At 67.3% G+C, this 22,506-nt stretch carries 18 protein-coding genes; 2 read left to right on the forward strand and 16 right to left on the reverse strand.

Translation table 11 applies throughout. The features are described from left to right. Positions 1-73 precede the first annotated feature (73 nt). Positions 74-670: a serine acetyltransferase gene (locus tag ACYJP6_RS15260; RefSeq protein WP_459475868.1), complete on the forward strand. Its 597-nt coding sequence runs from the start codon at positions 74-76 to the stop codon at positions 668-670. Here the strand turns inward: ACYJP6_RS15260 and ACYJP6_RS15265 are convergent. Together ACYJP6_RS15265 and ACYJP6_RS15270 are read right to left on the reverse strand one after the other, a co-directional pair. Further along, the gene (locus tag ACYJP6_RS15265) at positions 645-1,484 is read right to left on the reverse strand and encodes a glycosyltransferase family 2 protein (RefSeq protein ID WP_459475870.1); all 840 of its coding nucleotides are present in this window, start codon (positions 1,482-1,484) and stop codon (positions 645-647) included. The genes ACYJP6_RS15260 and ACYJP6_RS15265 overlap by 26 nt on opposite strands. 21 nt (positions 1,485-1,505) lie before the next feature. Next, positions 1,506-2,555: a hypothetical protein gene (locus tag ACYJP6_RS15270; protein WP_459475871.1), complete on the reverse strand. Its 1,050-nt coding sequence runs from the start codon at positions 2,553-2,555 to the stop codon at positions 1,506-1,508. 117 nt (positions 2,556-2,672) lie between these two features. Between ACYJP6_RS15270 and ACYJP6_RS15275 the strand changes: the two genes are divergently transcribed. Beyond that, a complete protein-coding gene (locus ACYJP6_RS15275; protein WP_459475872.1) occupies positions 2,673-3,314 on the forward strand; it encodes a lipopolysaccharide kinase InaA family protein in 642 nt (213 codons plus the stop codon). Here ACYJP6_RS15275 and ACYJP6_RS15280 read toward each other — a convergent pair. The 14 genes from ACYJP6_RS15280 to glnE form a co-directional block, all read right to left on the reverse strand. Beyond that, entirely contained in the window at positions 3,311-4,477 is a 1,167-nt protein-coding gene (locus ACYJP6_RS15280) for an O-antigen ligase family protein (protein ID WP_459475873.1), read from the reverse strand. The two genes, ACYJP6_RS15275 and ACYJP6_RS15280, sit on opposite strands and share 4 nt — an antisense overlap. 5 nt (positions 4,478-4,482) lie before the next feature. After that, the gene (locus ACYJP6_RS15285; protein WP_459475874.1) at positions 4,483-5,244 is read right to left on the reverse strand and encodes a glycosyltransferase family 2 protein; all 762 of its coding nucleotides are present in this window, start codon (positions 5,242-5,244) and stop codon (positions 4,483-4,485) included. A gap of 50 nt (positions 5,245-5,294) precedes the next feature. Beyond that, the gene (locus ACYJP6_RS15290) at positions 5,295-6,254 is read right to left on the reverse strand and encodes a glycosyltransferase family protein (RefSeq protein ID WP_459475876.1); all 960 of its coding nucleotides are present in this window, start codon (positions 6,252-6,254) and stop codon (positions 5,295-5,297) included. Next, positions 6,251-7,384, reverse strand: coding sequence for a glycosyltransferase (locus ACYJP6_RS15295; protein WP_459475877.1), 1,134 nt, complete (start codon positions 7,382-7,384; stop codon positions 6,251-6,253). Before ACYJP6_RS15295 ends, ACYJP6_RS15290 begins: the two co-directional genes overlap by 4 nt. Then, positions 7,381-9,123, reverse strand: a complete 1,743-nt coding sequence (locus tag ACYJP6_RS15300) for a carbamoyltransferase family protein (protein ID WP_459475878.1) — start codon at positions 9,121-9,123, stop codon at positions 7,381-7,383. The genes ACYJP6_RS15295 and ACYJP6_RS15300 overlap by 4 nt, the downstream gene beginning before the upstream one ends. A gap of 220 nt (positions 9,124-9,343) precedes the next feature. After that, on the reverse strand, positions 9,344-11,740 hold the full coding sequence (locus ACYJP6_RS15305) for a membrane-bound PQQ-dependent dehydrogenase, glucose/quinate/shikimate family (RefSeq protein ID WP_459475879.1): 2,397 nt from the start codon (positions 11,738-11,740) through the stop codon (positions 9,344-9,346). Between the two features lie 394 nt (positions 11,741-12,134). After that, positions 12,135-13,556, reverse strand: a complete 1,422-nt coding sequence (locus ACYJP6_RS15310) for a lipopolysaccharide kinase InaA family protein (RefSeq protein WP_459475880.1) — start codon at positions 13,554-13,556, stop codon at positions 12,135-12,137. Then, the gene (locus tag ACYJP6_RS15315; RefSeq protein WP_459475881.1) at positions 13,553-14,308 is read right to left on the reverse strand and encodes a lipopolysaccharide kinase InaA family protein; all 756 of its coding nucleotides are present in this window, start codon (positions 14,306-14,308) and stop codon (positions 13,553-13,555) included. Before ACYJP6_RS15315 ends, ACYJP6_RS15310 begins: the two co-directional genes overlap by 4 nt. Further along, the gene (locus ACYJP6_RS15320) at positions 14,305-15,036 is read right to left on the reverse strand and encodes a lipopolysaccharide kinase InaA family protein (RefSeq protein WP_459475882.1); all 732 of its coding nucleotides are present in this window, start codon (positions 15,034-15,036) and stop codon (positions 14,305-14,307) included. The genes ACYJP6_RS15315 and ACYJP6_RS15320 overlap by 4 nt, the downstream gene beginning before the upstream one ends. Beyond that, the gene (gene rfaP, locus ACYJP6_RS15325) at positions 15,036-15,842 is read right to left on the reverse strand and encodes a lipopolysaccharide core heptose(I) kinase RfaP (protein ID WP_459475884.1); all 807 of its coding nucleotides are present in this window, start codon (positions 15,840-15,842) and stop codon (positions 15,036-15,038) included. Before rfaP ends, ACYJP6_RS15320 begins: the two co-directional genes overlap by 1 nt. Next, positions 15,839-16,957, reverse strand: coding sequence for a glycosyltransferase family 4 protein (locus ACYJP6_RS15330; RefSeq protein ID WP_459475885.1), 1,119 nt, complete (start codon positions 16,955-16,957; stop codon positions 15,839-15,841). Before ACYJP6_RS15330 ends, rfaP begins: the two co-directional genes overlap by 4 nt. Then, positions 16,954-17,961 carry a lipopolysaccharide heptosyltransferase I gene (gene waaC, locus ACYJP6_RS15335; protein WP_459475887.1) on the reverse strand — a complete coding sequence of 336 codons (1,008 nt, stop codon included), beginning with the start codon at positions 17,959-17,961 and terminating at the stop codon, positions 16,954-16,956. The genes ACYJP6_RS15330 and waaC overlap by 4 nt, the downstream gene beginning before the upstream one ends. Next, the gene (waaF, locus tag ACYJP6_RS15340) at positions 17,962-18,996 is read right to left on the reverse strand and encodes a lipopolysaccharide heptosyltransferase II (protein WP_459475888.1); all 1,035 of its coding nucleotides are present in this window, start codon (positions 18,994-18,996) and stop codon (positions 17,962-17,964) included. 302 nt (positions 18,997-19,298) lie between these two features. Beyond that, positions 19,299-22,259, reverse strand: a complete 2,961-nt coding sequence (gene glnE, locus ACYJP6_RS15345) for a bifunctional [glutamate--ammonia ligase]-adenylyl-L-tyrosine phosphorylase/[glutamate--ammonia-ligase] adenylyltransferase (RefSeq protein WP_459475889.1) — start codon at positions 22,257-22,259, stop codon at positions 19,299-19,301. Positions 22,260-22,506 lie beyond the last annotated feature (247 nt).

Here is a 22,506-nt window from a genome sequence, read left to right on the forward strand (position 1 = left end):
ACACGCACCTGCCGCCGACCCAGTGGCGGGATTTTCCGCTAGGCTTGCCCTCCCCTGCTCCGGAACGTCCGTCATGCCACCGCTGATCGCCACCTTCGCCGAACTCAAGGATCATTGGCGCGTGGAGGTGCTGGATGCGCCGGGCAAGCCCTTGCGCCTCAAGCGCCTGTTCCGGCGCGTGGCGGCCGGAGAGAGTCCGAGCTTTCTGTTCTGGTATCGCCTGGCGCAGTTCCTCTACTGCCGCCCGCGCGGCCTGCTCAATTACCGCAAGCTGGCCGAGCGGATCAATCGCCGCCTGATCCGCCGGCACAACATCGAGATCTTGCTGGGCGCGCGTATTGGCCCCGGGCTGCGCCTGCCCCACCGCATGGGCATCTGCGTTTCCAACCTGGCGGTGATCGGGCGCAATGTGATGATCCGCCAGCACACCACCATCGGCATCAAGAGCGACGATCCGGCGCGGCTGGTGGGCATCTTCATCGGCGACAACGTCAGTCTCGGCGCCCATGTCTGCATCGTTGGCGACCACCTGACCATCGGTGACAACGTGGTAGTCGGTGCCGGCGCCCTGGTGATGCGCGACATCCCCGCCGACAGCCTCTACTACAGCCGTCACGAGGCGGTGATCCGGCCGCTGCCGGGCTTCATGCCCGGGGATGACGGCCCCTGAACACGGTCTGCAGCATCTGCGGCAGCACGCCATACAGATAGAGGCGATTGCCCAGCAACTGCCGCCCCAGATAGCGCAGCACCTTGCCGCGGGAAGCGCCCTTGTAGTGCAGTCGCAGCAGCAGGGCGACGTAGAATTTTTCGATATCGCGAAAGCGCCGCTGGGCCGGCGTTTCGGCTTCCAGCTCAGACAGCGAATGATCCAGCACCCCGGCGCAGAGCAACTGGACCGGCTCCTCCCGCGCGAGCTCCTGGACCCGCAGGAAGAAGGAGACATCGACGCCATAGAGGGCGAATCTCTCGTCGAAGACGTCGCCATGACGGGCCGCGATGCGCTGGGCCAAGCCTTGGGTCAGACACAGGCCCGAGCTGATGGTGACGGTGGCCTGGGGATCCAGCGGGCCTTCTTCCGTCACTACCGCCTTGTGCTGATGGGGATAGCGGATGGTACCTGCACCCAGCACCAAGGGCACCAGCAACTCGGCCTCCCGTGACAGGGCCTGCAGATAGCGACCGTCCACCACGGTGTCCTGGTCGAGGACCACCAGCCGCTCGGCGTCCTGCTGCAAGGCCTGGTTGTAGACCCGACTCAGCGGGGGATTGCCGAGGTCTTCCGTGATGAGTACCCGCGTCCAGCCTGGCGCAGCCAGCAGGGCCTGGCGCTCCGCCTCGTCCAGGGCCTGGGGGCCGTTGTTCCAGACCAGCAGACCGCTGTCCGCCGGCAGGCTGGCCAGAGGCTGGGCCAGCAGGCTGCGCAAGGTGGCCGAATCCCTCGGGCGCAAGCCGTAGAGGACGACGAGGAAAAGCGTTCGCATGCAGAGATTCCTGAAGGGATGCTAGCCGCGCACCCGTGTGCGTAGATAGTCGAGCGCCGCACCGGCTTCGTCGGCCAGGTGCGGGCGTGGCAGGTCGTTCGGCCAGATGCCTTCGGCGAAGGCCTGACGGTCGCCGCCACCCAGGCGCTCGCTCAACGCCCGTTCCCACCAGACGTGGCGACAGGCCTGGGCGTAGCTGTCCTGGGGCGCCAGGCAGCCATAGAGCAGCTTGCGGCCCAGGCTCGCCCGCTGCTTGTCCAGTCCGGCCAGTTGCCACTTCACCCGCAGCCGGGTCCAGACGTCGGGCAGGGGCTTGGTCAGGGGCACCTCCTGCCAGTGGCGCTGGAGTTCGGGCGAGTAGTCTTCACCGTAGCGCTCGAAGAAATGCGCCAGCATGAAGTGCAGGAAGCGTTTTTCCGCGTAGTAGTGGCGGATGGCACCGCGCGCCTGGCTGATGCCAAGGTCCGCCAGACTGAACGACAGGGCGATCTGCTCCAGGGTATGGACCTCGTCGTCGTGCCCCCGCCAGTCGTCGATCAGGGCGATGGCCTGCTCGACCCGCCACAAATGGGTTCGCGCCAGACCACAGACCCCGCTGTTATAGAGCCGCGTATCTGCCGCCGGCTCCTGGTCGCGCTCGGCCAGGGTCGCGGCGAACCGGGCGAATTCGGGGCGGGCGCGGGCTCGGTGCCAGGGCCACTCCTCGATGTCCATCAGGCCACGCTGGTCGTCGATGCCGTCGAACAGGGCGGCCAAGGGCGCCTGGACCACGGTGTCGCTGTCGAGGAACAGCGTCTTGTCCGCTCGCGGCAGTGCCCAGGCGATGGCGCAGGCCTTGCTGCGATGCAGGTAACCGTGCTGGCCCTGCCAGGCCTGGAGCGTCGCCCCGTCGAGGGGCAGCACGTCCACCGGCCAGCCACGATAATCCTGCGGCCGGTCGGTCAGCAGGCGAATGGCGATGTCCTGGCGCTGCCGCCAGTGCAAGGCGCTGAGCAGGCTGAACTTCAGCTCCTGCCGATAGGCCTGGGCACCGCCGTAAACGAAGTACAGGAGTTGACGTGTTGAGCGCATGTAAAGGTGCTGGCAAAAAATCGATTCTAGCAACAAGCGCTAGGTTAGGTAGTAAGGGTCACTTCACAGCCTGCCACCTTCGGGTAACATGCACGCCCTGACGTTGACGGGTCTTGCATGAAGCCTCTCGAACATTCGCGCTATCTCGAACTGCGCGACGCCGCCCAGGTAGTGGAAGCCGATCATCACGGCGACAAGGTCCTGCGCCTCACCGATGGCAGCTACCTCAAGCTGTTTCGCCGCAAGCGGCTGCTGACCTCGGCTGCGCTCTTTCCCTATGCCCAAAGATTCGCCGACAACGCTCGTCAACTGGCGGAACGCGGCATTCCCTGCCCGAAGGTGCTGGCCGTCTACCGCGCCGCCTCGCTTCAGCGCGATCTGGTCCACTACAGCCCGCTGCCCGGTGCCACCCTGCGCCAGCTGCGCGGCACGGAGCAGGCCGAGACACTGCGTCCGGCCCTGGGCCGCTTCATCGCCGGGCTGCACGACGGTGGCGTCTACTTCCGCTCGCTGCATCTGGGCAACGTGGTGCTGACGCCGGAAGGCGAGCTGGGCCTGATCGATATCGCCGACCTGCGCTGCCATACGCGCCGTCTGCCGCTGCGCCTGCGGGTACGCAATTTCCATCACCTACTGCGCTACGACGAGGACCGCGACTGGCTGTTCGCGCCGGGTCGCGAACCCTTCCTGCGCGCCTACGCCGAGGCCTGTCGCCAGCCGTTGGACTGGCGCGACCTCGACCGCCAGCTGCAGAACTAGACGGGTAGTGCCTGCCCCAGCGCCAGCTTGCGGCGGCGCTGCACCTCGGCCCCGGCGATCATCGCCGCAGGCAACAGCACCAGCGGCCATAACTCGTCCGGATTGCCGATCAGCTTGGCCCCGTCGAAGTTCAGCATGAGCAGGGCCACCACCAGGTAGAGTCCCCAGGGATCGCGCTGGCGCAGCGCCGCGCCCAGGGTGGCCAGCATCAGCACGGCGAAGATCAGCAGCGAGACCAGCCCGGTGTAGATGCCGAAGGAAACGAAGATGTTGTGCGGATGCTGGATGGCCTCGGTGCCATGCAGCAGGTCGTGGCTTTGGTAGCCCAGGCCACAACCCAGCCACCAGCCGCAGGCCTGCCAGTCCTTCATCATGAAATGGAACAGCTCGATGCGCCCGGAATCGGCTCGCCCCCAGAAGGCGACGAACCAGGCCTCGGTGTGTACCACCTGGACCACGCCGGCGATCAAGGCGCTGACCAGAACAACGAAGGCCAGGGTGCGGAGCGGGAACCGCGGGAAGGCGAAGAGCACGCCCAGGGCCGCCAGGAAGACGATCCCGACCAGGCCGGTGCGGGTCTGCAGCGCGAAGGAGATGCCGACGATGGTGATCACAACCGCTGCCAGCAATTCACCCCAGCGCCGTTCGCGAATCCAGGTGGGGGCGGCCAGCCCGCCCAGGCACACCATCCAGATGCTGACATAGATGGGGTTGGCGATCCGTCCGGGCAGATGGATGACCCTCTGGCCCACGGCGTAGTGGCCGGTCAGCCAGAAGACCAGGCTGGAGCCCACGGCGTAGGCGCAAAGGATCCAGAACGCCAGCCGCACGAATCCGGGGCGCCGAAAGAAATCGCCATCCACCAGGCAAGCCACGGTGAAGACGAACAGCAGCACATAGAGGATGTGCTTGAAGAACGCGCCCTCCTCCGCCCGCGCGCCTGGCACGATGAACCAGGCGAGAAACACCAACCAGAGCAGTAGCAGCGGGGAACGCCAGTCGATCACCCGCGGGCGCAGGACGAACAGCACCAGCGCCGGCAGCGCGATCACCGCGTAGTAGTAGCTGTTGATCCACTTCGCGACGGGAATGCACAGATAGGCGGCCAGGAACACCAGCACCGCCAGGGTGAAATAGCGGCTGTGCTGCAGCCGATCGAGCACGGGTGTCACCACAGCAGGGCTCCCAGGAGTGCACCGACCAGGAAGGCCAGCGCCAGTTTGATGCGGTCCAGACGACGACGCCTGCACTTGTCTTCGCGATCTTTCTCACTGACCACGTGCTGGCCGAAGCCCGTGTGCAAGACCGCATCGTTTTCCAGGATCAACGCGTGCCGCTGCTCCTCGGCGTAGCGGCGGGACAGTTCCTTCTCACCGGTCAGCTCGCCATAGGGCGCATGGCGGAGGTAGTCGGCACGTCGACGCAGACCGGGATTGAAGGAGAAACCCTGCCATTCGGGCTTGTGCGAGCCGACCTCGTGGAAGGCGATACCCGCGTGCACCTGTCGTGGCTTGAGATAGACGTAGGGGCTGTGGATCGCCAGGTCATGGGCATGGCTGCGCAGCCAGACCTGCAACGCCTGGGGATCGGCCTCCAGCAGCGCCTGGGAGTCCTCGATGAAGCCGGGCCGATAGAAGGCCCAGTCGTCTTCGCAATGGAAGATCCAGGTCGTTTCGACCCGGGCGTAGGCGGCGTCGACGCTGCGCATCTGGCCGAGCTTGGGCTGGTTGACGATGAACTCGGTGTGCTCGCGCCAGTGCGCTGGGATGCAGTCGCGCACCCGTTCGTCACCGGAGTCCTCGGTGATGAAGACCCGGCGAATGGGGGCGGTGTTGAATTCGTCGAAGGTCGTCAGCGTCTGCGTGAGCAGGTCGAAGCGCCCGCAGCTGGTGACGACCAGGGAGATGTCGCTGTCGGCGGAAAACTGCACGTTCTACCCTTTCTGCCAGGTGAGTCGAAAGCTTGGCCTTGCGCGCCGCATCAGCGTCCCAACCTGGCCAGCAGGCGGTGTAGGAACCCTGGTGCGACCGCCGGCCGCAGCGCAGGGGTTATAGCCGAAACCACGCGTTCGCCCAAGTGGCCGAAGGCGAAAGAGTGACGCGCCAGGGCCTCTCCGGCCCTGGCGATCGCCGCGGCGTGCGCAGGGTCCGTCCTGAGTCTCGCGAGTTTCTCCCGCAACTCCGCCAGCGAACGATAGAGCACCACGTTGACGCCGTCCTCGAAGCCCAGCGCCCGGTTCTCTTCCTCGCCTTGGTCGTAGGTGAAGAGCACGCAGCCACAAGCCATGGCTTCGAAGTTCTTGATCATGTATTCGCCCATGCCGACGTCGGCACCGACGAAGAAGCGGATGCGGTTGAGGGTCTGCAGGTATTCGTCGCCCGAGCGGGTCTTGGTGATCAGCAGGGGCTCGATCTTGGCAAGGTCTTCCAGCAGTTGCCGACGCCCGCTGTAGGCTACGCTGCCCAGGCTGCCGACGAAGCCCAGTTCGATGTCGCGTTGCAGGCCCAGGTCGTGCAGGCGGCTGTCGTCGTAGCCCTTGGGCACGAAGACGGCATCCACCTCCTCCTCCTGCAGCCGCCGCGCCACGCCCGCTCCCGAGACCAGAACACGTACATGGGGGATGGCCTGATAGTAGCGGCTGAACTTGCCGGTGTACTTGCAGGGGATGAAGTTCTGGTAGGCGTCGTGTTCCAGCTCGACCAGATTGGGCAGGCTGCGGATGAAGGCGACCTGCTTGAGCTGCTTCTTGAAGCGCAGAAACAGCAGGATGCGGTCGTATTGTTCGGGCTGGGGCACGGCGCGGCGAAAATAGCCGCGCAGATCGGCTTGTTCCTCGTCGCTCAGCCAGCGCAGGTCGCAGTCGCAATGGGCGGCGATGCTGGCATAGAAGTGGTCCAGCAGGATGCGTTGTTCCTTCTGGACCAGGAACAGGACTTTCACGGCGCCGGGGCCTTGAAGGCGGCGACCATCGGCAGGCGCCAGAACTCGCGGCGCACGGCCGCGTCGGAAAAGCGCTCGGCCAGGCGTTCGCGCATGTGCTGGACGCAGGCGCGTCTCTGGCTGGGTGCCAGGCGGCCGAGGTGCTGCAGGCCCTGGCCGAGGGCTTCGGCATCGCCCAGGGGGAAGAGGAAGCCGACGCCCTCGACGATCTCCCGGGCGCCGCCACAGGCGGTGGCGATCAGCGGCACACCGGCGGCCATGGCTTCCAGCAGGACCATGCCGAAGGGCTCGTGGTCGGAACTCAGGGCGAAGACGTCGAAGGCCTTGAAGTAGCGCCGGGCGCCCTCCACCTGGCCGAGGAAGAGCACCCGGTCGGCGATGTTCAGCTCGCGGGCCAGGTCCTTGAGGTCGTCTTCCAGGCGGCCCTTGCCAAGGATGGCCAGCAGGGCGTCGTTCGGCAGGTTCGGCAGGGCGGCGGCGAAGCCGCGCAGCAGAGTGGCCTGGTCCTTGTCCGGATGCAGGCGGCCAACATTACCGACGATCCAGGCGTCCTGGGGCAGCTTGAGCTCGGCGCGAGCCTGGTCGGCCGGCAGCAATTCGCGCTCCACCGCCTCGACGTCCAGACGGTTGTAGAGGGTCTCGATGCGCTCGGCCGGCCAGTCCTTGAGGCGCTGGCGGATCTCGTCGCGCACCGCGTCGGAAACCGCCAGCAGGGTCAGGCGCTTGCTCATCAGCTTGGCGAACAGCCGCCGACCGAGGCGATCGTAGTCGCCGAAGGCATGGTGGACGCCGATCACCGGCAGGTTGGTGGCCAGGCAGGCGATCCAGATCGGCTTGAAGCGATGGGCGATGACGAAGCGGATGCCGCGCGAGCGGACGATCTCGCGCAGCGCCTGGATGGCGCCGAGCTTGAGGCCGCGCACGTCCCTGGAGGAGTACTCCAGGAACAGCACCTCGTCGCTGCCGCACCCGGCGGCCACCTCCGCATCGGCGGTGCCGGTGAGGAACACCGTGGTGACGCGATAGCCGCTGTCCGCGAAGAGACTGGCGGTCTGGCGGGCGCAGTCGAGGAAGGGACCGTCATAGCCGTGACAGAACTGCAGCACCCGCGGTTCGGCGGAACGCGTCATAGGCCGGCGCCCTCCTTGACCACCAGGATGTCTTCCATGATCAGGTACTGCAGGTCAGAGCCGAAGAACATGTTCAGGGCGTCGGTGGGCGAGCAGACCATGGGTTCACCGCGGCGGTTGAGCGAGGTGTTGAGGGAGACGCCGTTGCCGGTGAGCTTTTCCAGCTCGAGCATGAGGTCGTACCAGCGCGGATTGTGCCGGCGCTCCAGTACCTGGGCGCGGGAGGTGCCGTCTTCGTGGACCACCTCGGGTACCCGGCTCTTCCACTCTTCGTTGACCTCGAAGGTAAAGGTCATGAAGGGCGAGGGATGGTCGACCTTGAGCATCTGCGGCGCCACGGTGTCGAGCATGGACGGGCAGAACGGCCGCCAGCGCTCGCGGAACTTGATCTGGGCATTGATGCGGTCGGCGACGCCCGGCACGCTGGGGCAGCCGATGATGGAGCGACCGCCGAGGGCGCGCGGACCGAATTCCAGGCGGCCCTGGAACCAGGCCACCGGATTGCCGGCCACCATGATCTCGGCGATGCGCTGGGGCATGTTGTCGATTTGCTGCCACTTAGGCGCATTGGGATGCCGGGCGCAGGCGGCGATGACGTCCTCGTTGCTGTAGCCTGGGCCGAGGTAGACGTGCTCCATCTTCTCCACCGGCACGCCGCGGGCATGGGAGACGTAGGCCGCCGCACCCACGGCGGTACCGGCGTCGCCCGAGGCGGGCTGGACGAACAGCTCCTTGACCTCGGGACGGGCGATGATCTTCTGGTTGAGCTTGACGTTGAGCGCGCAACCACCGGCGAAGGCGAGCTTGCCGGTCTGCTTGATGATGTCGCCCAGGTAGTAGTCCATCATCTCCAGCGCCAGCTTCTCGAACAGGGCCTGCATACTGGCGGCGTAGTGGATGTAGGGATCGTCGGCGATATCGCCTTCACGCTTGGGTCCCAGCCACTCGATCAACTTGGGCGAGAAGTAGTAGCCCTTGCCCTTCTCCTTGTAGCGGCGGAAGCCGATGACGTTGGCGTAGTCGGTATTGATGATCAGCTCGCCGTTCTCGAATTTCGCCAGGCGCGAGAAATCGTACTTGCTGGCATCGCCATACGGCGCCATGCCCATGACCTTGAATTCGCCGTCGAGCATCTCGAAGCCGAGGAATTCGGTGAGGGCGCCATAGAGACCGCCCAGGGAGTCCGGATCGTAGAACTCCTTGATCTTGTGAATCTTGCCGTTCTCGCCATAGCCGAAGAAGGTGGTGGCGTACTCGCCCTTGCCGTCGATGCCGAGGATGGCGGTCTTTTCGCTGAAACCCGAGCAGTGATAGGCGCTGGAGGCGTGGGCCAGGTGGTGCTCGACGGCTTCCAGCTTGACCTTCTTCAGGTCGAAGCCGAGCTGCACCAGGCACCACTCGATACGCTTCTGGTAGCGGTGGTAGCGGCGATTGCCGAACAGAATGGCATCCAGCGCGCGATCAGGGGCGTAGGCGTAGCGCTTGGCGTAGTGCCAGCGGGCCTCGCCGAACAGACTGATGGGCGCATAGGGAATGGCCACCACGTCGACGTCGGCGGGGGTGATCCCGGCTTGCTCCAGGCAGAACTTGGCCGACTCGTAGGGCATGCGGTTCTTGGCATGCTTGTCGCGCACGAAGCGTTCTTCTTCCACCGCGGCGATCAGCTTGCCGTCGATGTAGAGCGCGGCGGAGGGATCGTGGCTGAGGGCGCCGGACAGGCCAAGGACGGTCAGGGACACAGGTAAAGCCTCTGTACAGGGCGTAACCAGGGGTTCGCCGGGGTTTCGCGAGGCCGCTGCAGGCCCGCCTCGCCTCAAAAACGGCGAATTATAGCCGTTCGCTGCCACCGGGGGTAATCGCGCCACGGCACATTGTGGCCAGGCGGTGCCCGGCCCGGGCCGAAAACGACGAAGCCCGCCGGATCGCTCCGGCGGGCTTCGGGAGGTCAAGACGCCGGGATCAGCGCTTGTCAGGCAGGGCGTAGGCGATCACGTAGTCGCCGCGATCCGGCGACTGGCGGGCGCCACCGGCGCTGATGACCACGTACTGCTTGCCGGTCTTGGGCGAAACATAGGTGATGGGCGTGCCCTGGCTGCCCACCGGCAGGCGCGCGCGCCAGATCTCGCGCCCGGTGCCGCTGTCGTAGGCGCGCAGGTAGTAGTCCTGGGTACCGGCGAAGAACAGCAGGCCGGCCTGGGTCGCCAGGGAGCCACCCAGAGTGGGCATGCCGATGGGAATCGGCAGGTGCAGCTTGATGCCCAGCGGGCCGGTATCCTGCACGGTACCTACCGGCACCTGCCAGGCGACCTTGCGGGTCTTGAGGTCGATGGCGGTCATGGTGCCGTAGGGCGGCGCCTGGCAGGGAATGCCCAGCGGCGAGAGGAAGCGGTTGCGCAGCGAGCCGTAGGGGGTACCGGTCTGGGAGGCTGCGCCCATCTCGACGCCACCGGCCTTGTCGTTTTCCATCTGGGCGCGCGGGATCAGCCGCGTCCACAGCCCCAGGCGCATGTCGTTGACGAACAGGTAGCCAGTGGTGGGATCGATGGAGTTGCTGCCCCAGTTCATGCCGCCCAGGGAACCGGGCCATTGCAGGGAGACGTCGGTGGACGGCGCGGTGAACATGCCGTCATAACGCAGCTGCTTGAACTGGATGCGGCAGAGCAGCTGGTCATAGGGGGTGGCGCCCCACATGGCCGACTCGGTGAGGGTCTCGGTGCCGATGGCGGGCATGCCCACCGACAGCGGCTGGGTCGGCGAATGCCGTTCGCCGGTCACCTCTTGCGGCGGTGCCTTGACCGGCTGATCACGCACTTCGGCGATGGGCTTGCCGGTCTCCCGGTTGAGCAGGAAGACCTGGCCGGCCTTGGTGGTCTGGATCAGGCCCGGCAGGGTACCGCCCTGCCCGTCCGGCACGTCCACCAGGGTCGGCTGCGACGGCAGGTCGTAGTCCCAGAGGTCGTGGTGGACGGTCTGGTAGACCCAGCGCTCCTGGCCGGTCTTGACGTCCAGGGCGACGACCGCCGAGCTGTACTTGTCGTCCTGGGGCGTACGTTCGCCACCCCAGGCATCAGGGGTGGTATTGCCGGTCGGCAGGTAGATCAGGCCGAGTTTGGCGTCATAGGCCATGGAGGTCCAGACGTTGGGCGTAGCGCGGGTATAGTCGATGTTGGGGTCCAGCGGGGTATCCGGCTGTTCCTTGGCCAGATCCCAGGCCCAGACCTTCTTGCCGGTATGGACATCGAAGGCGCGGATGACCCCGCTCGGCTCGTTGACCTCGATGTTGTCGGCCACCCGACCGCCGACCACGATCAGGTCACCCGCCACCAGGGGTGCGGCGGTCAGGGTATAGAAGCCCGGCTTGACCTCTCCCAGGCCGGCCTTGAGGTCGACCACGCCATTGTCGCCGAAATCAGCGCAGGGCTTGCCGGTGTCGGCGTCCAGGGCGAACAGCCGGGCGTCGATGGTGGTGGTGAGAATGCGTCTCTGGCAGACAGCCGCCGGCTGGGCGGGAGTTGCGGTGGCGCTGGCCTGGGCGGCCGGTGCGTCCTCGTAATAGCCGACGCCGCGGCAGCGCTGCCAGTTGGGCGCGGTGGCCTTGGGGTCGAAGGACCAGCGCTTGGCCCCGGTATCGGCGTCCAGGGCGAACACCTGGTTGTGCGCGGTACAGAGATAGACGCTGTTGCCGACCTGCAGCGGCGTCACCTGGTCCTCGGCGCCGAAGCCGTTGCTCTGGGGGATGTCACCGGTCTGGAAGGTCCAGGCCACCTGCAGCTGGCCGACGTTGGCCTTGGTGATCTGGTCCAGGGCGGCGAAACGGGTCCCGGCGGTGGTATTGCCCCAATGGCGCCAGTCCTGCTGCGCGGTGGCGGGCGTCACCGGGGTGACGGCGGGTGCCGTTGCGGCGGCCACCAGCGCCTGCGGCTTGAACATCCAGGCGAAAGTCGCGGCACAGGCCAGGGCCAGCAGACCACCCAGCAGGTAGCCACCCTTGCCGGCGACGCCACCCCGGGCGCGTACCAGCGCCGGGTAGGCCAGGGCCACCACCGCGCCGATCACCGCGAACATCATCAGCCGGGAGACCAGCGGCCAGAACACCAGCCCGACATCGGCCAGTGCCCAGACCAGGGTCGCCAGCAGGAATAGCCCGTACAGCCAGGCGCCCAGCGGCCGCCGGATGGCGATCAGGGCGCCGGCCAGGGTCAGCAGCAGGCCACCCAGAACGAAATAGAGGCTGCCGCCGAGGGTGGCGAGATAGATCCCGCCGCCGCCCAGGGCCAGCCCCAGCAGGGCGATCAGCACGCCCAGGGCAGATACCAGGAATTTGCAGGCGCTCGTCGCGCCCCCGTTGCCACTCATCGTTGTCTCCTTAAAAAATTCATGCATGCCAGACGCCCGCCATTGGCGGGTCCGTTCGTGGATCTCATTATGGGTGCCGGGCGTATCGCGCAGACCAGCGCCCTGGCGGGGAACCTCAGGCTGCGACATTCTGCCACAAAGGTAGCCAGCTAATTAACTAGTTGGTTCATTTCCGCGCGAAACGGGTCGGTTATCGAACGACGGGCGCTCAGAGCCTGCTCAAAGGCGCGAGCTAGAGGTAAGCAAGGCTTGGGCGGCCCCGCGAAAATAGCTGGGGAAGCGGATCGGACCCGCGCTCGGGTTTGCCCGTAGTAAAAGAGTATGCGGACTGGGCTGGCGATGCCGGCCATTTCAACACTGCCTAGTCGACGCACAGCAGCCTTTGGACAGGCGCTCAGGCCGGTGGTAGACGGCTATCGAGCAGCCGATACAAGGCACTCTCAGCCGGCCAGTTACGCAACAGCCGGGCGCGGTCGCGGGCATAGGCGCGGGCATAGGCCTGGTCGCTGCTGTGGGCCTGGAGCGCATCGAGGTCGATCACCTGCCAGCGGCCGGCATGCCAGATCAGGTTGGTCCCCTTGAAGTCACCATGCCCGAGGCGCTCGCGGCGCAGGGCATCGACCAGGGCCAGCAGGGCGTCCAGCTCCGCCGGGGGCGGGGCGGAATCGACATAGGGCGCGAAGCGCTCCAGCAGATTGGGCCCCGAGAGATAAGGCGTCACCAGATAGGCGCGGCCGCGCAGGCCGAGGAAACGCCGCTCGCGCACGGCCAGGGGTTCGGGGGTGGGAATGCCGAGGAACAGTAACCGGTGCCCTTCGCGCCAGCTGTGCCAGGCCCGGCTGGGCCGCCAGAAGCGCGTCAGCCAGTGGCCGAAGCCCTTGATATTGTACCTCTTGAGCACCAGGTCCTGGCCTTGCCACTGCAGCCGCGCCACGGTGGCGGCGCCGCCGTCCTTGAAGGTCGGCAGCCCGACCAGGGCCGCATCGGGTTCGGCCATCAGGCCTTCCAGGGTGGCCAGCCAGCGGCGGCGGACGGCGATCAGGCCGAAGGCGCTGCGGGTGACGGCGAACAGGGTGCACTCCCGGCCGCTCTTCTTCAGGTAGTCGGCCAGGCGCCAGCGGCGGATCTCGGCGGTACGGGCCAGCAGCGCCTCGAGGCGCAGGGCGTGCTCGGCGTTGACCAGCAAATAGTGGATCAGCAGCTCTTCAAGGTGCGCATCCAGGGTGGCCGGCAACTGGGCGAAGAACACCGCCAGGTTTTCCTGCACCCGCGCCTGGGACAGCGGCTGGCCGACCGTCTCGGCCTGGATGTCGGCCGCGTCTATGACCAGGGCGGCGCCGTCTTTGACCAGCAAGTTGTCCAGATGCAGATCGGCCTGCCAGAGGCCCTGGGCGTGGAGCCGGGCCAGGGTAGCCAGCGCCGCGCCGAGCAAATCGTCCTGCGCTCGCGACAGCGGCGGCTCGCCGGCGATCTGCTGCCAGAGCTGGTCGACGCTGGGCGCGGCCTCGATGAAGTCGAACAGCAACCAAGCGCCCTGCCCGCTCGCCTCGCCACTCTCCAGCAACGCGGGCGTGGGCGCCGCGGCTGTCGCCAGCAGACGACAGCCCTCGCGCTCGCGGGCGAATTGCCGGGCGGCGCGGTCGCCCACCAGCAACTTGGCCAAAACCCGGCGGCCCTGCCAGAGCGCTTCGCCGACATAGCGCTGACCCGGCAGCACCCGCAGCAACGAGCGCAGTTCCAGCTCGCCGCCGGGTAGCTCGATCCGCAGGGGCAGCGTCGGGGCGCGGCCGGCCTTGGCCAGTTGCTCCAGGGTCATGCCTTGCGCTCCTTGTGGCGGCGGCGTCCGGCCAGCTGACCGCTCCAATCACGCACGGCGGCGCTATCCAGCGGCTGGTCCAGATAGCTGGCCAGCAGGCGGGCGATGTCCGGCTCGCGCCACTGCGGCGCACGCCGCACCAGGGGTTCGAGATCACGCAGCCGGTCGCGCCGGCCGAACAGCAAAGGCCGGGTCTTTTCCAGGTCGATCAGGCGGGCGGCCAGGCCTTCGCCCTGGCGCTGCAGGAACAGGTGCTTGGGGTAGAAGCAACCGTGGACCTGGCCGGCGGCGTGCAGCCGCCGGGCCAGTTCACCGACGGCGACCAGCACCGCGGTGCGCTCGTCGGGCGACAGGTGCGGCCAGACCTTCAGCCAGCTGTCGAGATCGCGCCAGTCGTCCAGCGCGCGGGTCACCAGGATGGCGCGCCAGCCCTCGGCATCCCGCCGCTCGCCATAGTAGGCCAGCTCCAGCGCCGGGATGCCGCGTTCGGCGTAGCGGCGGATGTTGCGACTCTCGCGAGCGAAGGTGGGCTCGCCCAGCGGGCGGGCCAGGGTCCGGGTCAGGTAATCACGCTGCCGCTTGAGGTAGTAGCCGTGGCCGGCCACGTCCAGGCGAAACACCTGGCTGAAGCCGCCGCGCCCCCGGTTGGGTTCGTCCACCGCCGGCAGCTCCAGCGCCCATAGCGCCGCGAAGCTGTCCAGGCCCGCGTCGGCCAGCACGGCCTTGTCCTCGGCCGCCCATCCCTCGTTCATTCCCGCCCCTTGAAATAGTCCAGCACCTCGCGGATGCGCCCCTTGTCGTTGTCGCTGAGCCGCGGACGACCGCGGTATTGCAGATAGAATCTGAGCCGCTGGGTGCGCGAGAGCTGGTACTTGGCCACCTTGTCCAGGCAGGCCAGGTCCTTGACGATGCGCCAGCGCAGCCAGTGGCCGACCCAGAAGGCGCCGCCCGGACAATCGATGAAGTAGAGCACGCCCTGGCCATCCACCAGCAGGTTGCGCCACTTGAGATCGTTGTGGACGAAATGGTGGTCGTGCAGGGTGCGGGTCGCCGCGGCCAGCTGGCGGCTGATATTGTCCACCCAACGCCGGTCGCGCAGCCGAGGATCGCCGCGGCGGGCCAGTTCGGCGAGATCCAGGGTATCGGGAATCTCCCGGGTGATCATGGCGCCCCGGCTGAATCCCCTGGGCGAGCGCTCCAGGCCCCAGGCCACCACCGGTGCGGTGGCGATGCCCCACTTGGCGAAGCGCTTGAGATTCTGCCATTCGGCCTTGACCCGCGGCCGCCCCACGTAGCGCCGCAGCCCCTTGCCGGCGCCGTGGTAGCGCTTGACGTAGTAGCGGATGCCGTCGCGCTCGACGCGGATCACTTCCGACAGCGGATCGCTGGTCAGGCGCTCGCCCGCGAGGGCGAACACCCCTTCGAGGGTGGCGAACTCGCGGATATGGGCAACGCTGGAGTCGAGGCGCCAGTCAGCCATCAGAGACGGTCTCCGTAGCGCTCCTTGCGCTCCAGCAGCGCGGCGGCCTTGCGTTCCAGGCGCGCCAGCAGCGGCGCCTCGTCGCGCAGGATCTCGCGCAGCGGCCGCTGGAAGTAGCCGCGCAGGAAACGCAGAAAGTCACGCCGCGTCAGGCCGATGCCCACGGCGGAGAAATACAGTCCGGCCAGGTCCTTGTCGCGCCAGCGGCGGGGCACCTGGGTGCGGCACTGGGCGCGGTGCAGGTCGATCAGCCAGAGCCGCAGGTTGGCCACCGTCACCGGCTGGGCGGTGTCGAGCAGGAAATGGCAGATATAGCAGTCGCGATGGTTGACGCCGGCGCGGTGCATGGCACCGGTCATGCGCGCCACCTCGGCGATCAAGGCGCGCTTGAGCGCCGGCTCCGGCGGCTGACGACTCCAGTCGAGACTGAAATCCTCGAGGCTGACGGTGGGCGCCAGCTCCTCGGTAATGATGAAGGAATGCTGGGTCGCCGGATTGGCGCCGCGCTCGCCGAAGGCCACGGCGGTCATGGTCGGCACGCCCACCTGATGCAGGCGTGCGATGGCCTGCCATTCCTGGCGGGCGCCCAGCACCGGCTGCTTGGCCTGTAGCAGGTTCTTGGCGATCTCGCCCCAGCCGATGCCGCGGTGGATCTTGACGAAATACCCCCGTCCGGCCACCTCGGTGCGCAGGGTGCGGCGGCCGTCCAGCTCGCGGAACACCTGGCCCTGCAGGGCCTCCACGGCGACGAAGGGGTCCTGGCCAGCCCAGAGACTGGCGAAGGGTTCGCGCAATTCCAGGGTCATGCCACCCCCAGGATGACGTCGGCGGCGCGCTCGGGCAGCGAATAGAGGTCGGCGCTATCGGCGAAGGCCAGGCCATTGCGCCCCTGCACCGCCCGGCGCTCGGGATCGGCCAACAGCTCGGCGAGCATCAGATCCAGGGTCTCCTGGGCGAAGGGCGAGGGCACCACTTCGCCAGCGCGGGCCTCGTCGATGTAGTGGGCATAGCCGCAGACGTCGGTGACCAGCACCGGTAGCCCGGCGACCAGCGCCTCCAGGAGCACGGTACCGGTGTTCTCGTTGTAGGCCGGGTGGATCAGCAGGTCGGCGCCGAGCAGGAAGCGCGGGATGTCGCTGCGTCCCTTGAGGATCTGCACCCGATCACTCACGCCCAGCGCCTTGGCCTGGAGGATGAAGGGCTTGGGATCGTCCTGGCCGATGGCGAACAGCCGGGTGCGCCGGCGCACTTCCTTGGGCAGGGATGCCAGCGCCCGCAGGCTGCGATCCAGCCCCTTGGTCTTGAACCCGGAGCCGATCTGTACCAGCAGCAACTCGCCCTCTTCCAGACCGAATTCGCGGCGGAAGTCGGCGCGGATCTCGGCGGCATTGGCCGGGGCGCGACGGTCGGCGGCGATGCCCGGTGGCAGCAGATGGAAACGCGGCGCGGGCGTCCCGTAGTGCTTGACGAACAGCGGCTGCTGCACCTCGGAGATCATCAGGATCTCGGTGCGCGACTCGGGGGCGAACACCGCCCGCTCGTATTCGGCGAAATGGCGATAGCGCCCCCACTGGCGATACAGCGGATTGCGCAGGGTCTGGGCCTTGTCCTCGAAACAGGGATCGGCGGCGTAGTAGACATCCAGGCCCGGCATCTTGTTGAAGCCGATGACCCTATCCACCGGATCGCGGGCCAGGTCGGCCTGCAGCCAGGCGTGGAATTTCTCGTTGCGCCGGTGATTGAACAGGGCGCTGACCTTGGCCACCCGCACATCGAAGCCCTCCGGCACCGGGCCTTCCCAGATCAGGGTATAGACGCGGATGGCGTGGCCACGGCGCTGGCACTCCTGGGCGATGCGCAGGAAGTCCCGCTGCAGGCCGCCAAAGGGAAAGTACTTGTAGAGCACGAAAGCCAGGGTCATGCGGGGAGGTCTTCCAACAACAGGGTTTCCAGTTCCAGTTCGACCCGCTCCGGGGTCAGGGCGGCGAGGCTTGCGGCCGGCTGGTCGCGCGGCTCGTCGGTGCCGTCCAGGCCCACGGCGCTCAGGTGCACCTGGGAGCGGCCATAGGCGCCGACCTTCTTCGGACTGGTCGGGCCATAGAGGGACACGGTGGGCACATCCAGCGCGGCGGCCAGGTGACCGAGGCCAGTGTCCACCGCCACGCAGGCGCGGGCGCCGGCCAATACCTTGGCGACCCCGGCCAGATTCAGCCGCGGCAGTACCTGGACGCCATCCAGCCCATCCGCGATGCGCTCGGCCCGGGCGTGCTCGGCCTCGTTGCCCCACAGCAGCCGCACCGGCCAGTCCAGCTGGCTCATGCGCTCCGCCAATTCGCGCCAGTGGGCTTCGGGCCAATGCTTGCTGACCCAGGTGGTGCCGTGCAGGAAGACTACGTAGGGCGTCTCGTTGGGTCCGGCCAGGCGCTGCCGGTCCAGCCCGTAGTCGCCCACCGAGTTCGGCAGCGGATAGTCCAGCGCCTGGGCGAACAGCTGACGCACCCGCTCCAGGGCGTGCTGCCCCTTGGCCACGTGGTAGCGTTCATCGTAGAAGCGACTGGCCAGCGGCTCGCGGGCCGAATGACGGTCGAGGCCGGCCACCGGGGCATCCACGTAGCGGGTCAGCCAGGCGCTCTTGAGCAGGCCCTGGGCATCGATCACCCGGTCGTAGGGACGCTCACGCACCCGGCTCTTGAATTCGGCCCACTCGCCGCTGGCCCAGGCGGAAAAGGGCTGCTTGCGCCAGCGGCGCAGGGCCACCGGGATCACCTGGCCCACCGCTGGATGCCAGGCGGGAATCTCGGCGAAGCCCTCCTCCACCACCCAGTCGAAGCAGATGCCGGGGATGGCCCGGGCCGCATCGGTCAGCGCCGGCAGGGTATGGATGACGTCGCCCAGGGACGAGGTCTTGATCAGCAGCACGCGCATCTAGCCCACCTCGACCGGATCGGCGACCAGGCGACCGAGGGCGTCCTGCACCAGGCTCGGCTGCAAGAGGCGCAGGCAGTCGTAGTGACCGAAGCGGCAGGTACGGTCGAAACAGGGACTGCACTCCAGGCCCAGGCGCACCGTTTCCACCTGGCTGGCCAGCGGCGGCGTGAAGCCCGGCGAGGTGGAGCCATAGACAGCTACCAGCGGGCGATCCAGGGCGGCAGCCACGTGCATCAGGCCGGAGTCGTTGCTGACCACCGCGCTGGCGCAGGACAGCAGATCGATGGCCTCGGCCAGGGAGGTGCGCCCGGCCAGGTTATAGACGTCTTCGTCCAGGCCGGGCGTGACCCACTCACGGATCTCTTCGCCACCCGGGGCATCCTTCTGCGAGCCGAACAGCCACACCTGCCAGCCCTGGCGCAGCCGGGCATCGGCCACGGCGGCATAGTGCTCGGCTGGCCAGCGCTTGGCCTCGCCGAATTCGGCGCCCGGGCAGAGCGCCAGCACCGGCCGGTCCAGGCTCAGACCGAAACGCTCCAGAGCGGCATCACGGCTGGCCGGGTCGATGACCAGGCGCGGCTCGGGGTAGGGTTTGGGCAGGTCGGCACCCGGGGCATAGGCCAGCGCCATGAAGCGCTCGATCATCAGCGGGTAGCGCGCCTTGTCCAGGGTGCGGATATCGTTGAGTAGCCCGAATCTCATTTCGCCGCGCCAGCCGGTACGCTTGGGAATGCCGGCGAAATAGGGCACCAGCGCCGATTTCAGCGAATTGGGCAGCAGGATCGCCTGGTCGTAGCGGCCGCGCAGCTGCTGGCCGATACGCCGGCGCGTGGCCAGCTCGAAGGCGCCATGACCGAGGGGAAAGCTCAGGGCTTCGCGCACCTCGGGCATGCGCTCGAGCAGCGGGCGACTCCACTCGGGGGCGAGGACGTCGATCTGGCAGTCGGGGTGCTGGCGCTTGAGGCAGACGAAGAGGGTCTGCGCCATCACCATGTCGCCGACCCAACTGGGTCCGATGATCAGAATATTCATGTTGGCAGGCGGTCGGCACCTAGCGGGTGACCGACTCCAGCCACATCAGGCCGTGCCTGATCGAAAGGTCCCGCGCGGACATCGACATCTTGCCTCTCCTTACTAATAGCGGCCTAAGAGCCTGTTCAAAGACTGCTGCGCGTCGGCCAAACCGCGTTGAAAAGGGCCTGGATCGCCAGCCCGGTCGGAATGCTCATTTACCACTCGTAAACCCGAGCGCGGGTCCGATCCACTTCCTCAGCCCTTTTCGCGGGGCCACCTAGGCCTTGTCTGTCTCTAGCTCGCTAGACTTTGAACAGGCTCTAAAGAGTAGCCGGATTGCCGGACGCTGCGTCCAGCCCCAGGCCGTGCCAGATGCGGCGCACTTCGTCGCGCTCGGCGAGAAAGCCATCGGCCGGCACCTTGCCCGGCTGTTTCTGCAAGACCAGGCGGTGCATCGCGGCGCGGTAGGCCTTGTAGGCCTCGCGCAGGGCGATGGCGTCCGTGGCCGGTAACAGACCGACCGCCTCGAGGGATTCCAGGATGCGGATATTGTCGGGAAAACGCAGCAATTCGGGGTGCTGCCACGACCAGGCCAGAACGGCGTATTGGACCATAAATTCGATATCGACGATACCGCCGGCGTCCTGCTTGAGGTCGAACAGCAGCTCCGGCCGGCGTGCGTTCGGCCCCAGGCCGCCGGCGGTGACCGCGGTGCCGAGGTTATCGAGCATCTTGTCGCGCATGCTGGCCACGTCGGCCCGCAGCGTCGCCAGCTCCCGCTGCCGCCCCAGGATCCGCGCCCGCACGGCGTCGAAGCGCTCGCCCAGCCGCGGGCAACCCGCCACCACTCGCGCCCGCACCAGGGCCTGGTGTTCCCAGGTCCAGGCCTCGCTGCCCTGGTAGCGCTCGAAGGCCTCCAGCGAGCTGACCAGCAGCCCCGCCGCGCCGGACGGCCGCAGGCGCATGTCCACTTCATAGAGGGTACCCACCGGGGTGGTGGTGGTGAGCAGATGGATGAGGCGCTGACCGAGCCGGTTGAAGAACTGGGCGCCATCCAGCGGCTTGGCGCCATCGGTCTCGGCCAGGGGATCGGCGTCGTGGATGAACACCAGGTCGAGGTCCGAACCATGGCCGAGCTCGATGCCACCGACCTTGCCATAGCCGACGATGACGAAGTCCGGCTGGCAGGGCGAGCCGTCGCGGCGCTGCGGGGTGCCGTGGCGCTGCACCAGCTGGCGCCAGGCCAGGCCGAATACCTCTTCGAGGATCACCTCGGCCAGCCACGTGAGGTAGTCGCTCACCTTCATCAAGGGCAGGCTGCCGACGATCTCCGCCGCCGCGACCCTCAGGCTGTGGGCGCGCTTGAAGTGGCGCAGCACGTCCATCTGTTGCCCCAGGTCTTCTTCGGGCAGGCGCATCAGCCGCTCGCGCAACTCGGCGGCCAGCTCCGGCTTCTGCGGCGGATTGTAGAGCCGGCCTTCGTTGAGCAACTCATCGAGCAGCGCCGGATAGCGGGCGATCTGCTCGGCCACCCAGGCGCTGGCACCGCAAAGTTCCAGCAAGCGCGCCAGGGCTGGCGGATTCTCACTGAGCAGAACCAGATAGGCGGACCGTCGCGCCACCGCTTCCACCAGTGGCAATACCCGCTCCAGCGCCCGGTCGGGCTGCTCGTCGACGCTCACCGCATCCAGCAGGCGCGGCATGAAGGCATCCAGCCGTTCGCGGCCGGCGCGCTGCATGGCCCGCACCTGGCCACTGGCGCGCAACTGCGCCAGCAACTCCAGCGCCTGCTCCGGCGCCTGGAAACCCGCCTCGCGCAAGCGCGCCAGGCTTTCTTCGGGGTCGAGCAGGTCTTCCCACAAGGGCAACCAGCTGTCTTCCAGCTCTGCGCTCTGGGCCTCCTCCTCGGGATCGGCGATGGTCTGCTGGAAGTGCCAATCAACACGTGTACGCCAGCCGTCGAGGGCCGCATAGAAGGCGTCCCAGTCGGCGTAGCCCATCAGGAAGGCCACCCGTGCCCGGTTCTGGGGGGCCACCGGCAGGGTCTGGGTCTGCTGGTCGGCGATGGCCTGCAGGGCATGCTCGACATAGCGCAGGAAGCTATAGCCCTCGCGCAACTCGGTCTCGGCCGACGCCGGCAGGTAGCCACGCTCGCGCAGGCTGGGCAAGACCTGGAGCAGCGGCCGCTGCTGCAACGCCGGATCACGACCACCATGGATCAGCTGGTAGGCCTGGGCGATGAATTCCACCTCGCGGATGCCCCCCGCGCCGAGCTTGACGTTGTCGGTCATGCCGCGCCGCCGCACCTCCTGGCGGATCAGCTGCTTCATGCTGCGCAAGGCTTCGATGGCGGAGAAATCCAGGTAGCGGCGATAGACGAAGGGCCGCAGCAGGGTCAGCAGCTCGGCGCCGCTGGCCTGGTCACCGCCGACCACCCGCGCCTTGATCATGGCGTAGCGCTCCCAGTCGCGGCCCTGATCCTGATAATAGAGCTCCATGGCGGCGAAGCTCAGTACCAGGGCGCCGGCGCTGCCATAGGGGCGCAGGCGCATGTCGACGCGGAAGACGAAGCCGTCCACGGTGACGGCGTCCAGCGCCTTGATCAGCCGCTGGCCGAGCCGGGTGAAGAATTCCTGGTTGTCCTGCTCGCGCCGGGCACCGCGCGTTTCCCCCGCCTCGCCATAGGCGAAGATCAGGTCGATGTCGGAAGACAGGTTCAATTCGCCCGCACCCAGCTTGCCCATGCCCAGCACCACCAGCTGCTGCGGCTGGCCGCTGTGGCGGCCGGTCGGCACGCCGAACTGGGCGCACTGCTGGGCGTACAGCCAGGCGCAGGCCTGGTCGATGCAGGCATCGGCGAGGTCGCTGAGGTCGCGGCAGGTTTCCAGCAGGTCGGCCTGGCGGGTCAGGTCGCGCCAGACGATGCGCACCTGCTGCAGCATGCGGAAGCGCCGCAGGCGCCGCCCCAGCTCGGCTTCGTCCGGGCAATCCGCCAGGGCTTCGCGCAACCGCTGCGCCATCTCCCCTGGCGCCAGCGCCTGGTGCAGGGCGCCACTGTCGACCAGCGCCAGGCAGGGTTCGGGCAGGCGGCAGAATTGCTCGACGACGAAATCGCTGAGCGCCGCCACCCGCCGCCAGTCGGCCTGCTGCGCCGCGGACCATCGAGCGCGCTGCGCAGTCGCTTCCGGCGCCCCGGCCAGCGCCTCGACCAGGCGGCGTTCGGCGAGGTCGGCACAGGCGACAAGAGTAGGAGGCAGATCGGAGCGAAGAGGCGGTATCATGGGCAGTCCTGCGCAGAGACCGTCGAACGTCACCACCCCTGCCACGCCGCCGATTTCAGGGACATTCCGACGGACCACCCGGTCCGAGCGGGAACCGTTTTCCTGTCCGCGGTTCGGAGTTCGCGAGCCCTGGAGCGGGGCGTTCGACAAACGTCGAATTGTTTTTTATCCATTTCAGCTCGGAGCTGAAACGGAATTGAATTTGTAGTAAAACTACACGCCGATCGGAACCGTCCGGTCATAAATC

Source organism: Pseudomonas sp. No.117 (assembly GCF_054558395.1).

Excerpts from the sequence above, each read along its gene's own strand:
- ACYJP6_RS15295 (WP_459475877.1), bottom strand. The coding sequence starts at position 7,384 with ATGACGCGTTCCGCCGAACCGCGGGTGCTGCAGTTCTGTCACGGCTAT.
- rfaP (WP_459475884.1), bottom strand. The coding sequence starts at position 15,842 with ATGACCCTGGAATTGCGCGAACCCTTCGCCAGTCTCTGGGCTGGCCAG.
- ACYJP6_RS15305 (WP_459475879.1), bottom strand. The coding sequence starts at position 11,740 with ATGAGTGGCAACGGGGGCGCGACGAGCGCCTGCAAATTCCTGGTATCT.
- ACYJP6_RS15310 (WP_459475880.1), bottom strand. The coding sequence starts at position 13,556 with ATGACCCTGGAGCAACTGGCCAAGGCCGGCCGCGCCCCGACGCTGCCC.
- waaF (WP_459475888.1), bottom strand. The coding sequence starts at position 18,996 with ATGAATATTCTGATCATCGGACCCAGTTGGGTCGGCGACATGGTGATG.
- ACYJP6_RS15315 (WP_459475881.1), bottom strand. The coding sequence starts at position 14,308 with ATGAACGAGGGATGGGCGGCCGAGGACAAGGCCGTGCTGGCCGACGCG.
- ACYJP6_RS15320 (WP_459475882.1), bottom strand. The coding sequence starts at position 15,036 with ATGGCTGACTGGCGCCTCGACTCCAGCGTTGCCCATATCCGCGAGTTC.
- waaC (WP_459475887.1), bottom strand. The coding sequence starts at position 17,961 with ATGCGCGTGCTGCTGATCAAGACCTCGTCCCTGGGCGACGTCATCCAT.
- ACYJP6_RS15330 (WP_459475885.1), bottom strand. The coding sequence starts at position 16,957 with ATGACCCTGGCTTTCGTGCTCTACAAGTACTTTCCCTTTGGCGGCCTG.
- glnE (WP_459475889.1), bottom strand. The coding sequence starts at position 22,259 with ATGATACCGCCTCTTCGCTCCGATCTGCCTCCTACTCTTGTCGCCTGT.
- ACYJP6_RS15270 (WP_459475871.1), bottom strand. The coding sequence starts at position 2,555 with ATGCGCTCAACACGTCAACTCCTGTACTTCGTTTACGGCGGTGCCCAG.
- ACYJP6_RS15260 (WP_459475868.1), top strand. The coding sequence starts at position 74 with ATGCCACCGCTGATCGCCACCTTCGCCGAACTCAAGGATCATTGGCGC.
- ACYJP6_RS15275 (WP_459475872.1), top strand. The coding sequence starts at position 2,673 with ATGAAGCCTCTCGAACATTCGCGCTATCTCGAACTGCGCGACGCCGCC.
- ACYJP6_RS15265 (WP_459475870.1), bottom strand. The coding sequence starts at position 1,484 with ATGCGAACGCTTTTCCTCGTCGTCCTCTACGGCTTGCGCCCGAGGGAT.